Source organism: Flavobacterium agricola (assembly GCF_025919725.1).
Lineage (GTDB): Bacteria > Bacteroidota > Bacteroidia > Flavobacteriales > Flavobacteriaceae > Flavobacterium > Flavobacterium agricola.
In genome coordinates this window covers 2617911-2633038 of the sequence record NZ_CP081495.1, presented here as the reverse complement: position 1 = coordinate 2633038, position 15128 = coordinate 2617911, and the positions used below count along the sequence as shown (strand labels likewise).

The following is a 15128-nucleotide window of genomic DNA, read 5'->3' as shown; positions in this document are numbered from 1 at the left end:
ATTCAGCACTTTCTACTTTATATAAGTATGAAAGTGTTTTTTTTCCCTTCAGTTTCAGTAGCTTTATTTTTATGCCTTGGCATTATTCTACAAGCGCAATTTTCATGGGCTTTAGCAACTATTTGTGCACTTTTTACTGGTATTGGAATTGCTTTTATAGTTTTTGAAAGAAATAAGAACATTCGTTTAGCTTCGTATTGTTCTTTACTATTTTGGGCAATTCTGGGTTGCTTAACTCATTATTTAGCAACAGATACAAACAAACCTTTTCATTATACCCAACAACAAAATATTGACTCAAAAAATGAAATGCTTGTTGTTGTTACTGAAAGGTTGAAAAATGGCACCAAAACAGCAAGGTACATAGCTCAATTTAAAAACATGAACAACCATATTGCGCAAGGCAATGTAATTATTACAAAACCAATAAATGAAGATATTGCAGTTGAAATTGGAAGTGTTTTATTAATTTATGCACCGTTATATAGCATAGAAAAGAGTAAAAATCCGTATCAATTTTCGTACGCAGCTTATTTAGCTAACCAAAACCTTTATGGGCAAATACGGTTAACAGCGAGTAATTACAAAAACATTGGCATACAAAAAAACTTGAATTATTATATAGAGCAACTTCGTAAAAGTTTAATTCAGAGTTTTGCTATTCATCAATACCCACAAAATACCCAACAATTTATAAACGCCTTTTTATTTGGACAAAGGCAAGAACTTAATAAAGATTTAAACAAGCAATATACACAAGCAGGCGTAGTACATATTTTAGCTATTTCCGGCTTGCACATAGGAATTTTATATGGCATGGTTTTGCTGATTTTTAAAGCTTTAGGTTTAGGCCATAAACAACGGTATCTAAAATTGGTTATTACCTTATTGTTTTTGGGAGGATTTGCTCTATTAACCGGATTATCTCCATCGGTAATACGATGCGTAACCATGTTTGGAGTAATTGCTTTAGCCATGACATTTAGTCGAAATGCAAATATTTACAATGCTATGGCGTTATCTTTACTTTTAATTGCATTATTTAATCCCAATATAATATTTGAAGTTGGCTTTCAGCTAAGCTATTTGGCCGTTTTATGCCTGGTAATTAGCAGTCCGTTATTAAAAAAATTACATATAACTAAAAACAAAATTTTAAATTATATAACCGATTTGTTAGCTATTAGCTTTTTGGTTCAGCTGTTTTTGTTGCCATTGCTATTGTACTATTTTAATCAGTTTCCGCTATTCTTCTTATTAGCCAATTTGGTTGTAATTCCGTTAGCAACTTTACTTTTATATGCCTTAGTTATTTTAGTGTTTTTAAATTATTTAGCTCCAGGTTTAGCTATAATTTTCGGAAAGTTAGTTGGTTGGTTTATTGCTAATTTAAATGCATACGTAACCTGGATTGCTACAACTAAATATGCTGTTATACAAAACATACCGTTTAACAAAATAACTTTTATAGCCATAAGCCTAACAATTGTAATCTTATTTTGCGTGTTTTTTAAACCGAATTACAAACGAGTTACCTTATTATTAACTTCTGTATTATTGAGCAGTATTTTGTTTGGAATTGTTTTTATAAATGAAAATAAAAAAGCTGAATTTATTGTATGGAATGCTCCCAAATTAACATTGCTTACGCAAGAAGATAATACTGAAATATTGGTTTATACAAATAACCCCGATTCGGTATCCTATTACACCAGCGGCTTGCTACAAAATCATTTTATAAAACCGCTTCAACTTACAAAAACACCCAACTATTTGTTGCATCAGCATAAAAAAATTGCAATTATTAACGATGCGAATTATTACAACAACGGCCAAGCAACCGATTCCGATTATTTAATATTAACCCAATCGCCTAAAATTAACTTAGAGCGCGTTATAGAAATGTACCAACCTAAACAAATTATTAGCGATGCAAACAATTATAAAATGTACGTGGAAAGATGGGGAAAAACAGCAAGTAAAAAAAATATCCCATTTTACAACACGTATAAAATGGGATATTATAATATAAATTCGAATTAAATTTCTTGTAATAATTCTGGACCAGTTTTATAGCCCATAATTGTTTTTTGTTTTTCTCCGTTAGGACCTAAAATAAACAAAGTTGGGTAGCCTTGAAGCTCTAAAAAATCGGTTAATTGATGCGTTGCGTTACGTCCTTTTCTGCTAGGATTATAATTTGGGTTTGCGTATTTTTTACCTAAATAAGTAATAACGTCAGCTCCTTCCCCATTAAACTTAACCGGAATATAATCTGTATTTATTTTTTTTACAACAGCCGGATCTACAAACGTAGTTTTATCAAGCAATTTACATGGGCCGCACCAAACGGTGTAAATATCCATAAAAATAGGTTTGGCTTTTTTACCTGCTTTTTGTTGCATGGTTAAAGCTTCTTCTAAAGTAAACCATTTAATTTCGGCAGTTTGTGCTGTTGCAACAATTGTTAAAGAGAAAAGAAATATAGTAAATAAAAATTTTTTCATGATTATTTATTTTTAAGAATTGAATTTGCTGTTAGTAACCATTTAGAAACGCCGCCTGCTTCATATCCGGTTCTACCTAAAGGTACAAAATTGGTTTTACCATCATTAACTTCTGGCGTAACAATCCAAACCGTTGGATAACCTTGAATACTAAATGCAGCCTGAATTTGTTGATTTTGAATTTGTATATTTTTTGGTTGGTTGTTTTTGCGTGGAAAATCAAGTTCTAATAAAACAACGTTTTTATCCGCCCAAGTTTTAAATTCTTGCGTGTTAAAAACTTCTTTTTGTAAGCGTTTACACCAGCCACACCAATCGCTGCCAGTAAAAAATATAAGCAACGGTTTATTTGCTTTATTAGATGCAGCAACTGCTTGATGCGCATCTTCGTACCAATTGGCTGTTTGCGCAAACGATGTTTGTACAAGCAACCCTAAAAATACAATAAAAAATTTCAACTTCATAAGCGTTAAAATAGAAACCTAACTTATAGCAAATAGAGTACCAAAAAGTTAGTTTGAAAAATTATTTAAAAAAACCTTCTATAAAAATAGAAGGTTTTTTTTGATTTATTTGATTCCGTGCATATATTTTTTAATCACCGGATTTAAAAGCATTACAAGCACCCCAGCAACAGCAGGGATTAACGTAAGCAAATAGAAGAATCCGCTTAACGAATAATTTTCTTGAATGGTTTCTACCTGACCACCAACAATTGCAGCTAATTTTTGAGCAATAGCAATAGCTAAATACCACATACCAAACATAAACGCAAGCATTTTTGCAGGTACTAATTTAGAAACGTATGATAACCCAACTGGAGAAATAAATAATTCACCTAACGTATGGAATAAGTAAGTTAAAATTAAAAACACCATTGGAATTTTAACCCCGTCACTAATATTATTTGATCCTAAAGCTAAAATTAAGAATCCGATTGCAACTAAAATTAATCCAAACCCGTATTTAAACGCAGCTGATGGATTGTATTTAGATTCCCACAATCTAGAAACGGTTGATGCAAAAGCAATAATAAAGAATGAGTTTAAAGTTGAAAACCAAGAAACCGTAATTTCTGAAGTTTCTTTAGCATATTCATTTTTTAACATCCAAATTGCAGCTGCCCAAATTAAAGCAAAACAAACAAGTAAAACAATGTTTGAAAAAGCAATTGTTTTCCAGGTTGCTTTAGCTAAGGCAAATAAAATGTAGGTAATAATTAACAACGGTACAATAGTTAATAAGGTGTTTACCGTATTAAAAATAGTTAATGCACTACCCTCTAAACTTCTGTCAATATAATCACGTGCTACTAAAACTAATGAAGTTGCTCCTTGCTCAAAACTCATAAAGAAGAAAATTAAGAAGAATGCTAACATGATTACAGCAAACATACGATCGCGAACAACTTTAGGATAACGCATAATACGACCAACGATAAGCACTACAAAAAGTACCAAAGCTATTAGCACCATAATGGTTTGTCCGCGTAAAATTGACGTATCTAAAAAGGCAAAAATATCAATAATTCCGTTTTTAGATAACGGATCGTTAAATGCGTATAGGAAACCAATTATTGCAACAATAGCTATTAAAGCAATATCAGTAACTGTAAATGGATTTTTAACATCGTCTTCTTCGGTTTTTTTAACCTCAGTTTTGTCTGCATCTTTTTGGTCTTTTTCTAAAACACCTAAGTTACCCATTAACGGTTTAGCAGCCCAGAACTGAATAGTTCCTAATAACATAAAAATACCTGCTAATCCAAATCCGTAATGCCAACCTTGCGTTTCTGCAACATAACCACAAAGCATCATACCAAAAAAGGCACCTGCGTTTACGCCCATATAAAATATGGTATATGCACCGTCTTTTTTATCTGGAAGTGATTTGTACATTTCTCCTAAAATAGATGGCATGTTTGGTTTAAAGAAACCTGTACCAATAACTAAACCGGCTAAACCGATGTAGAACATAATTGGTGAATCGATAGCCATGGCAGCGTGACCTAACGTCATAATAAGCGCACCAATAATTACGGCCATACGTGAGCCCATATATTTGTCAGCAATAATACCTCCTAAAATTGGAGTTAAATAAAGCATCATGGCATACGTACCATATAAAGCACCAGCTTGTTCTGCTGTCCATCCCCAACCTGAAAATGAATCACCAAAAATAACTTGGGCTGTTAAAAACTGAATTAATAAAACACGCATTCCGTAAAACGAAAAACGCTCCCACATTTCAGTAAAAAACAATACAAAAAGACCAGAAGGATGCCCCAGAACTTTTGTATCTAAAAACTTGTGATTAGAAACTGAGTTACTCATTTGTTAGTAATAATTGATTAAGTATAGTTTGAGATTCGCTAAAATAAAACAAATTCTTATAAAAAAAGACATTGCGTCAATTTTTATAAGAATTTATCTGCTATAATTATAGTAAATAAAAATTTTCGCACTTTATTTTACTTTTTTTCTAATGGTCTTACAACCACGCGGTCATAAATTATTAAAGACACAACCGAAACAATTCCAATTGCAAAAATAACGAACCAAATTTTGTTGGGGCTGTATGTATTCCATAACATATCAGTCAATTCCCAATGGCCCATTTGCAATTTTTGTTCGGCTAAAGCAAAATATTCGTTTTTTGAAAACGGTAAATGCACTTGCGAAATATCAATATTATGTGCCAATGCATAATCGTTTAAAGAAGTTGAAACGGTTTGCCAATCAATAGCATCTGCTTTTAAATTAAATTGCTTTTCGAATGCTGCAATTGGCATATTTAAAGCTTTTGCTCCTTCTTCAATAAATTGTTCTTTGGTTACTACCTCGGGCATCGCAATATTTCGAGTTGCCATTTCTTTTTTAAGTAATGATAATTTATCAGACCACGATTGGTACAATCCGCCAGAAATAAAACTTGTTGCAAAATAACTTGCGGCAACGGGTAAAAAGTACGTTCCTTGGTACAGAGCTTCTTTACCTTTTGGCGTAATTAAAGCAATAAACGAAGATACGGTTGGGCTTGACATCATTTCTCCAACTGCAAAAATCATGGTCCCAATAATGGTAAACCAAACGTTACCCGAATAAAAAGTTAAGGCAATACCAATAGAAGCAATTAATGCCCCACGTATAACAGCATTAATATGACGCATTTTGATTACAGCAAACGAAACCGGAACCTGTAATAAAATAATCATTAACGAATCGATATTGGTAAACCACTCTGGCTTAACTTGCCCGTCTTGCGTTAATAAGGTACCTAAAAAAGGAAGATTTTGATTCAGCCAATTACTTAATACAGCTGAGTTTACCCAATCTTCAATAAAGTTTGGTAAGGTATTAAATAACTGATTAAACATAGTCCAGAAGCCAATCATTAAAATTAACAAAATACCTAAGCGAACATCTTTTAAAGCTTCGTAAATTCCTTTAATCGAATTCAAAATAGCTTTGCCAGCAGATTCTTTTGGTTTTTTAACTTTAGGTTCTTTATAAAACAATAGTAAAACCACTAAGTTGATTGCAATAACAGCCGCTGCTTGAATAAAAATAATTTTCCAACCGTAGGTTGTACGCAAACCTGATGACATAGCAGGACCAATAAATCCACCAATATTAACCATCATATAAAAAATACCGAAGCCCATGGTTCCGGTTCTTTCGTCAGTATTACGTGCAATAATTGCAGACGCTACGGGCTTAAAAAAAGCTGCACCAATTGCAACAAGTAAGAAAACTAAATATACATTGCCATAAGATGTTACTTGACCTAGCAAATAATACCCACAAATCATAATTATAAAAGCAATGGCTAGAGATATTTTATAACCAATGCGGTCGGCTATAACCCCAAAAAACAACGGCAAGAAATATAAAATTCCTACAATGTTTCCCATAATGCTTCCTTTTTGTACGTGATCAAAACCTAATCCGCCCATATCGGTAGAACCTACCAAATAAAGTCCGAAAAGCGTATAAATACCGTACCAAGCCCAGCGTTCCATTAGCTCCATAAAACTTCCAACCCAGAAGTTTTTGTTAAATGAGCTAACCGTGGCAAACATGCCTTTTAAATTTGTTAACATAAATAAACGTTTAAAAAATTAAAAGCGACCTTTCAGTCGCTTTTAAACAAATATACTAAGAAATCTTATTTTACTTCTTGCATTAATTTGCGAATTATAGGAGAAATAACAATTAATAATACTCCAGCAATTAATGCGTAAACCGCTAATTGAAAATATCCTTCGGTGTACAAATCTAATTTTTGTAGGTTGGTTGCACTTTCACTTGGTGATGACATACCTGCACCTAATAAACCAGCAACATATTGTCCGTACGCACTTGCTAAAAACCATAACCCCATCATCATTCCCACTAAACGGTTTGGAGATAATTTGGTAATGATTGATAAACCAATTGGAGATAAACACAATTCTCCTAAAGTCATAATTAAATAAGCAGATGTAAATACGTTTAATGATGTGATTCCGTCTGGACCAGCAAAAAACTTAGTTGCATATAAAATAAAGAATGAACCTGCTAAGAATAAAAATCCGAATCCGAATTTTACCACAGTATTTGGTTCTAGTTTCTTTTTACTTAAAGCTACCCAAATTAATCCAACTATTGGTGCAAATAAAATTACGAAAAAGGCATTTGAAATGTTATTTACAATGTTTGGATCTATAGTGAAGAACAACAATTTATCATTTAAGTTATCTTTAGCAAATAAAGCTAATGAACCACCACTTTGTTCGAAAAACGCAAAGAAGATAATGGCAAATAAAATAAATAATAAAGCCGCGATTAATTTTTTCTTAACTGCTTCGCTTTTTTGTTTTGTTAACTCATAAAAAAAGTAAATTAAAGCAACCGGCCCAATCGTGTACATAAAGTAATCGGTGTACTCGGTATTTTTAATCATGGCATAAATTAGTGGAATACATAGAAAAGAACCTACGTAAACAGCAATTTCGCGAGTTGAACGTTTTTTTGGTTCTAAGTGTAATAATGGAGAGTTACCAATTGGTCCTAATTGTTTTTGGATGGCTAAGAAAAGTACAACCCCAATTACCATTACAAAAGATGCAGCTAAAAATGCTAAGTTCCAACCGTGAAATTTACCTAAGTACACACATAAAGCACCACCTAATAAAGCACCAATATTAATACCTGAATAAAACAAACTGAAACCAGCATCACGACGTGGATCTCCTTCTTTATACAATTCACCCACCATTGATGAAATATTTGGTTTAAAGAATCCGGTACCAATAATGGTTAATACAATTCCGTAATAAAAAAATTGTTCTGGATTAATACCTATTAACAAGTTTCCTAATATCATAACAATACCGCCAAAAACTAAAGATTTTTTGAAACCTAAAATTTTGTCAGCAAAAACTCCACCAATAAAGGTAAAAGCGTAAACAAAGGCCTGAATGGCACCGTATTTTAAATTGGCTTCTTTATTAGAAAGCAATAGCATATCTACCATAAAAATGGCCAAAACACCACGCATGCCGTAAAAACAGAAACGTTCCCACATTTCTACTAAAAACAAATACCACAATTGCTTAGGATATTTCCCTTCGAAATTCTGAATTTGTTCTAAAGTAATTTTATTACTCATTGTTAAAAATTTATGTTATTGTTGAAGTTTAATGTACAGTTTTTTGTTTGCTTTTTAGAAAAGCTATTTTTTTGGTGTCGGAAATTTACTAAAAAAAAGGAACTTAACAATTTTTTAATGCTAAAATTAAAAGTAACTCAAGTTTAGCTATAATACCATTCTAACAAAAAAAAGCTCTCAACTAATACTTAGAGAGAGCTTTTTATATAAAATTATAAATTATCTTTTATGTAATCTGTCATCTTTTGGTATAAGTGCAAACGTGTATTTCCGCCATAAATGCCATGATTTTTATCTGGATACATGGCCCAATCAAATTGTTTATTGGCTTGAACTAAGGCTTCTACCATTTCGTATGCATTTTGTGCGTGCACATTATCATCTGCCGTTCCGTGTACTAGTAAAAATTTACCTTTTAACTTATCTACGTGGTTAATTGGTGAATTGTTATCGTACCCCGAAGCATTTTCTTGCGGCGTGCGCATGTAACGTTCGGTATAAATAGAATCATAATAGCGCCATGATGTTACCGGAGCAACAGCAATAGCCATTTTAAACACATCATTGCCTTGAAATAAAACGTTAGATGACATGAAACCACCGTACGACCAACCAAAAATTCCGAAACGATTGGCATCTACATAAGGTAATTTACCTAAAGCTTTAGCTGCCTCGATTTGGTCTTGTACTTCTAATTTTCCTAATTCTAAATAAGTCGATTTTTTAAAATCCGCACCTTTAAAACCAGTTCCACGCCCATCAACACAAGCAACAATATAACCGTTTTGTGCCAACATCATAAACCAATAATCGTTAGTAGAATTCCATGTATTTGCAACTTGTTGTGAACCTGGTCCGGAATATTGGTACATAAAAACCGGATATTCTTTATTCGGATCAAAATCAGCAGGTTTAATCATCCAAGCATTTAATTTGTTTCCTGATTCGGTTTCTACCTCAAAAAATTCTTTTTTTGGTAAATTATAAGCAGCCAATTTATTTTCTAAAGCAGAATTTTCTACTAAGGTTTTAATTGGGTTTGTAGTTTTTGTTTCAACCATTACCCATTCTGGCGCATTTTGTGCCGATGAATACGATAAGATAAAGTTTTCAAAATCCGGGCTAAACGTTGCGTTGTTGGTTCCGGCTTTTTTAGACAAACGCTTTTTGTTTTTTCCATTTAAACCAACGCTATAAACATCGCGGTTGGTAGATCCGTTTTCTACCGATTGGTAGTAAATAGTTTGTGATTTTGGATTGTACCCGTAATATTTGGTTACATCCCATTTGCCATTGGTTAACTGTTTTTTTAGCTTTCCGTTTTTATCGTAATGATAAATATGGTTGTAGCCGTTTTTTTCGCTGGTCCAAATAAAGCTATTATCAGCTAAAAAAGTTAAATCATCCGTAACATCAACATAAGCTTTATCCGTTTCGTTTAAAACAACTTTTGTTGTGCCTGTTTTAGCATCAACAAATAATAAATCTAAATTGTTTTGATGGCGATTTAAAACCTGAGCAGATAAAATGTTATTATCATTTGTCCATTGCATGCGTGCAATGTAAAAATCATGATATTGAGATAAGTTGATATTGGTTGTTTTTTTATCGTTTACTTGATAAATGTGTAAAGATACATCTGCATTTTTTTCGCCCGCTTTTGGGTATTTAAAAACGTGTTGCGACGGATAAAGTTGTTGGTTAAACATATCCATAGAAAAACGTGGCACATCGGTTTCATCAAAACGAATGTAAGCCAAATAGGTATCGTCAGCGCTCCAATCAAAAGCACGCACAAAACCAAATTCTTCTTCATAAACCCAATCGGTAACCCCGTTAATTACTTCGTTAACTTTTCCGTCCGTAGTAACTTGCGTACGTTGTTGTGATGCAACGTCAAAAATATAAATATTGTTTTGATATACGTAAGCTACCTTTTTTCCGTCGTTAGAAAAAGTTGGTTCTTGAATGGGATAATTAGCTACCGGAGTAAGTTTTTTAGTTGCAATGTTGTACACATAAAACAACGCGGTTGATGAACGTCTGAAAATAGGTTTAGAATTCCTTGCTAAAAGCAATTGCTTTTCTGCCTTATCAAATGTGTAAGAATGTAATCCTTTAATTTCTGGCACATCTTTACCAGAAAAAGCGGTACGTGTGGGTTGTTGGTTTACAAAATCGTACAAAGTAATATTTGCACTGTTTGTACCACGATCATATTCTAAAACAGCATATTCGTTGCTGTTGTTTAACGAGTTAATCGCATTTAAACGTTTGTTGCTAAACTGACCAGACCAAATTTCTTCTAAAGTAATTTGCTGCTGTGCCAAGCTAAAATAGCTTGTTAGTAAAGCAATAAAAATAAAAATAGTTTGACGCATAGTGGGGTTTTTTTTATAGTTTTTTTATTTGAATACAAAATTGAGGTAATGTTCTAAAAACGAATGGCTAAAAATAAAAAAAATAATCTACTAAAAACATTTCTTACTTAAAATCTTACATTTTAACCTTTTCTGATTATTGAATTTCAAAACTAAAAACATGTATATTTAGTTATCTTTGCTAAAAAAATACAAAATGTCAATAAACGGTTTCTCTAAATTATCGAAAGAAGAAAAAATTGAATGGCTTGCCACACAACATTTCAGTAATCCTGAAGATGGTATTGCAACCTTAAAAAAATATTGGAACTCAGATTTGCAGTTACAAAACCTGCATGATGAATTTATAGAAAATACTATTTCTAATTATTACTTACCAATTGGTATTGCACCCAACTTTTTAATTAACGGCAAAACATACACCATTCCGATGGCCATTGAAGAAAGTTCTGTTGTTGCCGCTGCAAGTAAAGCAGCCAAATTTTGGGCAAAACGTGGCGGATTTACGGCTCAAGTAATCGATACTGAAAAAATTGGTCAGGTACATTTTAATTTTTATGGTGCCTTTAATAAATTAGAATTGTTGTTTGACACCTACAAATCACGTTTTTTTGAAGATACGTTGCATATTACCCAAAACATGCAAAAGCGTAGTGGGGGAATTATTGATATTCAACTACTAAATCAATCTCACAAATTACCTAATTACTACCAATTGCATGCAACTTTTAATACAGTTGACAGCATGGGTGCTAATTTTATAAATACCTGCTTAGAGCAATTTGCCAAAACGTTGGTTGCTTTAGCCGAACAAGAAACTTCTTTTACGGAAGAAGAAAAAAACATTCAAATTATTATGAGCATTTTAAGCAATTATGTGCCTAATTGTTTGGTTCGTGCTAAAGTTTCGTGCCCGGTAGAAGATTTGGCCGATAAAAAAATCAGCAATCCGCAAGAATATGCAGAGAAATTTGTAAACGCAGTAAAAATTGCCGAAGTAGAAACCTACCGCGCGGTAACCCACAATAAAGGAATTATGAACGGAGTGGATGCGGTTGTAATTGCTACCGGTAATGATTTTAGAGCTATTGAAGCCGGAGCACATGCTTATGCAGCTAAAAACGGCATGTACAGCAGCCTTTCGCATGCCAGCGTAGAAAATGGAATTTTTACATTTTGGATGGATATTCCATTAGCTTTAGGAACCGTTGGTGGATTAACTTCTTTACACCCTATGGTAAAAATTGCTTTAGAAATTTTAGGCAAACCAAATGCTAAAGAATTGATGGAAATAATTGCAGTTGCTGGTTTAGCACAAAACTTTGCCGCGCTTAATTCGTTAACTACAACCGGAATTCAGCAAGGGCACATGAAAATGCATTTAATGAATATTTTAAATCAGTTTGAAGCAACTGAAACCGAAAAAAAAAAAGCCATTAAGCATTTTGAAACCGAAACGGTAACCCATGCCGGCGTAGTACGTTTTTTAGAAAACTTAAGAAAATAGCTTGCTATGGAAACTTTTTACAGCAACGGAAAGCTTTTTATTTTAGGCGAATATTACGTGCTTGAAGGTGCAAAAGTTTTTGCCTTACCTACAAAATTTGGACAATATTTGCATGTTACAAAAAATAGCGATGCAACAATACATTGGGTTAGTTACGATGCAGATGCAACCGTTTGGTACCAAGAAAGCTTTACAGTTTACGATGTTTTACAACGCAAACAAACTTTTGCTAACCACGTATCCAATACGTTAATTGATATTTTATATCATGCACATCAACTAAATCCTGAAATTTTAAAAAACGGCTGGACGGTTGAAACCAAACTTACTTTTCCGAGAAATTGGGGATTAGGTTCGTCATCAACCTTAATAAACAACATTGCACAGTGGTTTGCAATTAATGCTTTTGTTTTGCTTAAACAATCGTTTGGTGGTAGCGGTTATGATATTGCTTGTGCCCAAAACAACACACCAATAACGTATCAAATGACAGCAAATTTACCATTGGTTCATCCGGTTTCTTTCAATCCAGAATTTACAAATAAAATTTATTTTATTTATTTAAATCAGAAAAAAGACAGTAAAGAAGCGATTGCTAATTTTAAAAAGAAACAAAAAAATTTAACTACCGAAGTGCAAGAAGTTTCTAAACAAACCGATCAGCTTTTACAGCTTACAAATTTTACTGCTTTTACTAACTTATTAACCGAGTACGAAAATAACTTAAGTTTGGTTTTAGAAACACCAACCATACAACAGCAATTATTTAGTGATTTTAATGGCGTTGTAAAAAGCTTAGGTGGTTGGGGCGGAGATTTTGTTTTAGTTGCCTCTGAAACCGATCCTACAGCCTATTTTAAAGCAAAAGGTTACAAAACCATACTTAGCTATCAAGATATGATTTTATAGAATAAAAAAAGCTCAATCTAACGATTGAGCTTTTTTATATATTTGAATTAGATTACTATCTAAAAATGTATCTATTATCTTCAATCTTAGCTTTATTTTCTAAAGATTGATAAACTCTTGCAGCAGCAGTACCACGAACTTGTTGGTTAATTTGCATTGTTTTAGATAATGGATTAACTAACGGAGTTGCAGGTTTAATAGCTTTTGCTTGTACTACAAAAACACCAGTGTTACCAGCAATTACCGGAGAAATTTTATCAACTCCTAAACCAATAGCTGCACCAACAACTTCTTGTTCAATACCTAAACCAGCAATGTTTGGATTAGCTAAAGTAATGTTGTTTGCAACAGAAACTGCAGTTTGAGCGTTTTTAGCCATATCTGCTAAAGTAGATCCTGTTAATTTAGCTTTTAAAATAGCTGCTTTTTTCTCGTTACGTAAAATTGGTTCTACATAAGCTTTTGCTTGAGAAGCAGTCATTAAATCGCTATCATTTTTCTCAGTAACTTTTACAATTACTTGCCCAGTAGCAATATCAAACTTTTTAACTTCGTCAACTTTTGTTGCTTTGTTAAAAGCCCATTGTACAATTTCACGGCTTGAACCTAATCCGTTAATTTGATCATCGTTTTTACCAACAACGGTAGGCATTGCAACAACTTGATGTTTTTTAGCAACATCTGCTAAATTAGCACCTTCTGAAGCTTCAGCAAAAACTAAATTAGCTGTTTTAAATAATTCGTCTTGTGTTTCTGCAGATGGTTGAACGCGACGTACGATAGTTGCCAACTTCATTCCATCATAAAACTCATCTACGCGCATTACGTGGTAACCAAAATCAGTTTCTACAACACCGGTTGCTCCTACTGCATTATTAAATAAAAATTTATCAAATTCTGGAACCATTTGTCCGCGTTGTACATTATCGTAAACACCACCTGTTTGTTTAGAACCCGGATCGTCTGTGTATTGCATTGCTAAAATACCTAAAGCTGCTGGGTTTGTACGCACTTGGTTTAATAAGCTATCTGCTAAAACTTTTGCTTCTTCTTTAGTACGTGTAGAACCAATAGGAGAATTTGCTTCAGCGTGAGAAATTAAAATGTGGCTTACTTTTGCACTTGCATTTTTCTTAGCTTCTAATTTACGAGTAAGTAATGCATATTCGTCAAAATCATATGGTCCGAAAACTTCACCTACTGGTAAGTTTGCTAATTGTTCTTGATATTCTAAAGGCAATAAAGCTTTAGTAACGTATGAAGAATCGAATGGCATTTCAGAATTTGCGTTTACAAATTCAGCAACATTTGTTGTTGTTTTAAATGATTCTTGATTTTCGTTTTGTCCGGTTTCTGCGTTGTAAACAACTTTACCGTTTAACAAATCCATCATTTCTGCGTTTACATCTTTAATGTCGTTTTCAGATGGTTTGTTTTCAACAAAAACATATTCAAAACTGCGTGTTGGTACCGTTTTAAATAATTTAGCATGTTTTTTTACATAAGCTGTAATTTCTGCATCCGATACCTGTGCTTGATCATCAGCTACAGTAGAATACTGTAAAGTTACATAATCAAAATCTACGAAAGTTGCTTCGCGGAAATTAACGGTTTGCGCATCAAATTTAGTAGTATAAATTGAAGCTGAGATTAACGAATTGTACATTTGCTCTTTTGCAAATTGCTCTAATTGTGCTTCGTAACCTAACCAAGCTTGCCATTGTTCTGGCGAAGTTTTACGAATGGTAGCTAAAAATTCTTTAAACTTATTAATATCAAAAACACCAGCGCTGTTTAAAAACTGAGGATTTTGGCTAAATTCTGGAGAATTTACAATGTATTGTAACAATTGGTCTTTACCTACTACGATACCAATTTTTTCAAATTGTTCGTCTAAAATGATAGATTTAACTTCTTGATTCCAAACTTGATTAGAAACTTGAGACAATGATCCTTGTCCGTTGCTTTCTAAGTTATTTACTTTAGCTAAAAAGTTTTGTGCTAAAATATCAGTACCATTTACACTCCCGATGTATCTTGAGTTCTGGTCAAATCCGCCACTTTGAAATACGTCACCGATTACAAAAGCAAACAAACCAACTCCTATAGCACCTACAAGTAAAACAGAATTTTTTCTAATTTTCGATAAAACTGCCATTTATAATTATGTGT

General features: G+C 33.0%; 10 protein-coding genes. 3 read left to right on the top strand and 7 right to left on the bottom strand.

The window, feature by feature from the left end; translation table 11 throughout:
• The first annotated feature begins 27 nt into the window (after positions 1–27).
• Positions 28–2043 (top strand): ComEC/Rec2 family competence protein, encoded by a 2016-nt coding sequence (locus tag K5I29_RS13025; protein WP_264433797.1) that lies wholly within the window; start codon positions 28–30, stop codon positions 2041–2043.
• Here the strand turns inward: K5I29_RS13025 and K5I29_RS13020 are convergent.
• The 6 genes from K5I29_RS13020 to K5I29_RS12995 all read right to left on the bottom strand — a co-directional run bounded on the left by K5I29_RS13020 (position 2040) and on the right by K5I29_RS12995 (position 10540).
• A complete protein-coding gene (locus K5I29_RS13020; RefSeq protein WP_264433795.1) occupies positions 2040–2507 on the bottom strand; it encodes a thioredoxin family protein in 468 nt (155 codons plus the stop codon). The two genes, K5I29_RS13025 and K5I29_RS13020, sit on opposite strands and share 4 nt — an antisense overlap.
• A gap of 2 nt (positions 2508–2509) precedes the next feature.
• Complete coding sequence (locus K5I29_RS13015) at positions 2510–2971, bottom strand: thioredoxin family protein (RefSeq protein WP_264433793.1); 462 nt, start codon at positions 2969–2971, stop codon at positions 2510–2512.
• 105 nt (positions 2972–3076) lie between these two features.
• On the bottom strand, positions 3077–4840 hold the full coding sequence (locus K5I29_RS13010) for a peptide MFS transporter (RefSeq protein ID WP_264433791.1): 1764 nt from the start codon (positions 4838–4840) through the stop codon (positions 3077–3079).
• A gap of 137 nt (positions 4841–4977) precedes the next feature.
• Positions 4978–6609: an MFS transporter gene (locus tag K5I29_RS13005; protein WP_264433789.1), complete on the bottom strand. Its 1632-nt coding sequence runs from the start codon at positions 6607–6609 to the stop codon at positions 4978–4980.
• A gap of 65 nt (positions 6610–6674) precedes the next feature.
• Entirely contained in the window at positions 6675–8159 is a 1485-nt protein-coding gene (locus K5I29_RS13000; protein ID WP_264433787.1) for a peptide MFS transporter, read from the bottom strand.
• 212 nt (positions 8160–8371) lie between these two features.
• Positions 8372–10540 (bottom strand): S9 family peptidase, encoded by a 2169-nt coding sequence (locus K5I29_RS12995; protein ID WP_264433785.1) that lies wholly within the window; start codon positions 10538–10540, stop codon positions 8372–8374.
• A 196-nt stretch (positions 10541–10736) separates the two neighbouring features.
• Here K5I29_RS12995 and K5I29_RS12990 point away from each other — a divergent pair, with 196 nt between their 5' ends.
• Together K5I29_RS12990 and K5I29_RS12985 are read left to right on the top strand one after the other, a co-directional pair.
• Positions 10737–12047, top strand: a complete 1311-nt coding sequence (locus tag K5I29_RS12990; protein ID WP_264433783.1) for a hydroxymethylglutaryl-CoA reductase, degradative — start codon at positions 10737–10739, stop codon at positions 12045–12047.
• A gap of 6 nt (positions 12048–12053) precedes the next feature.
• Entirely contained in the window at positions 12054–12956 is a 903-nt protein-coding gene (locus tag K5I29_RS12985; RefSeq protein ID WP_264433781.1) for a GYDIA family GHMP kinase, read from the top strand.
• 55 nt (positions 12957–13011) lie between these two features.
• On the opposite strand, the gene K5I29_RS12980 is transcribed toward K5I29_RS12985, so the two are convergent.
• On the bottom strand, positions 13012–15114 hold the full coding sequence (locus K5I29_RS12980; protein WP_264433780.1) for a peptidylprolyl isomerase: 2103 nt from the start codon (positions 15112–15114) through the stop codon (positions 13012–13014).
• Positions 15115–15128: the final 14 nt, after the last annotated feature.

Bases quoted from the DNA above. Each gene is read 5' to 3' on its own strand.
- K5I29_RS13025 (WP_264433797.1), top strand. From the start codon at position 28: ATGAAAGTGTTTTTTTTCCCTTCAGTTTCAGTAGCTTTATTTTTATGC.
- K5I29_RS13020 (WP_264433795.1), bottom strand. From the start codon at position 2,507: ATGAAAAAATTTTTATTTACTATATTTCTTTTCTCTTTAACAATTGTT.
- K5I29_RS13015 (WP_264433793.1), bottom strand. From the start codon at position 2,971: ATGAAGTTGAAATTTTTTATTGTATTTTTAGGGTTGCTTGTACAAACA.
- K5I29_RS13010 (WP_264433791.1), bottom strand. From the start codon at position 4,840: ATGAGTAACTCAGTTTCTAATCACAAGTTTTTAGATACAAAAGTTCTG.
- K5I29_RS13005 (WP_264433789.1), bottom strand. From the start codon at position 6,609: ATGTTAACAAATTTAAAAGGCATGTTTGCCACGGTTAGCTCATTTAAC.
- K5I29_RS13000 (WP_264433787.1), bottom strand. From the start codon at position 8,159: ATGAGTAATAAAATTACTTTAGAACAAATTCAGAATTTCGAAGGGAAA.
- K5I29_RS12995 (WP_264433785.1), bottom strand. From the start codon at position 10,540: ATGCGTCAAACTATTTTTATTTTTATTGCTTTACTAACAAGCTATTTT.
- K5I29_RS12990 (WP_264433783.1), top strand. From the start codon at position 10,737: ATGTCAATAAACGGTTTCTCTAAATTATCGAAAGAAGAAAAAATTGAA.
- K5I29_RS12985 (WP_264433781.1), top strand. From the start codon at position 12,054: ATGGAAACTTTTTACAGCAACGGAAAGCTTTTTATTTTAGGCGAATAT.
- K5I29_RS12980 (WP_264433780.1), bottom strand. From the start codon at position 15,114: ATGGCAGTTTTATCGAAAATTAGAAAAAATTCTGTTTTACTTGTAGGT.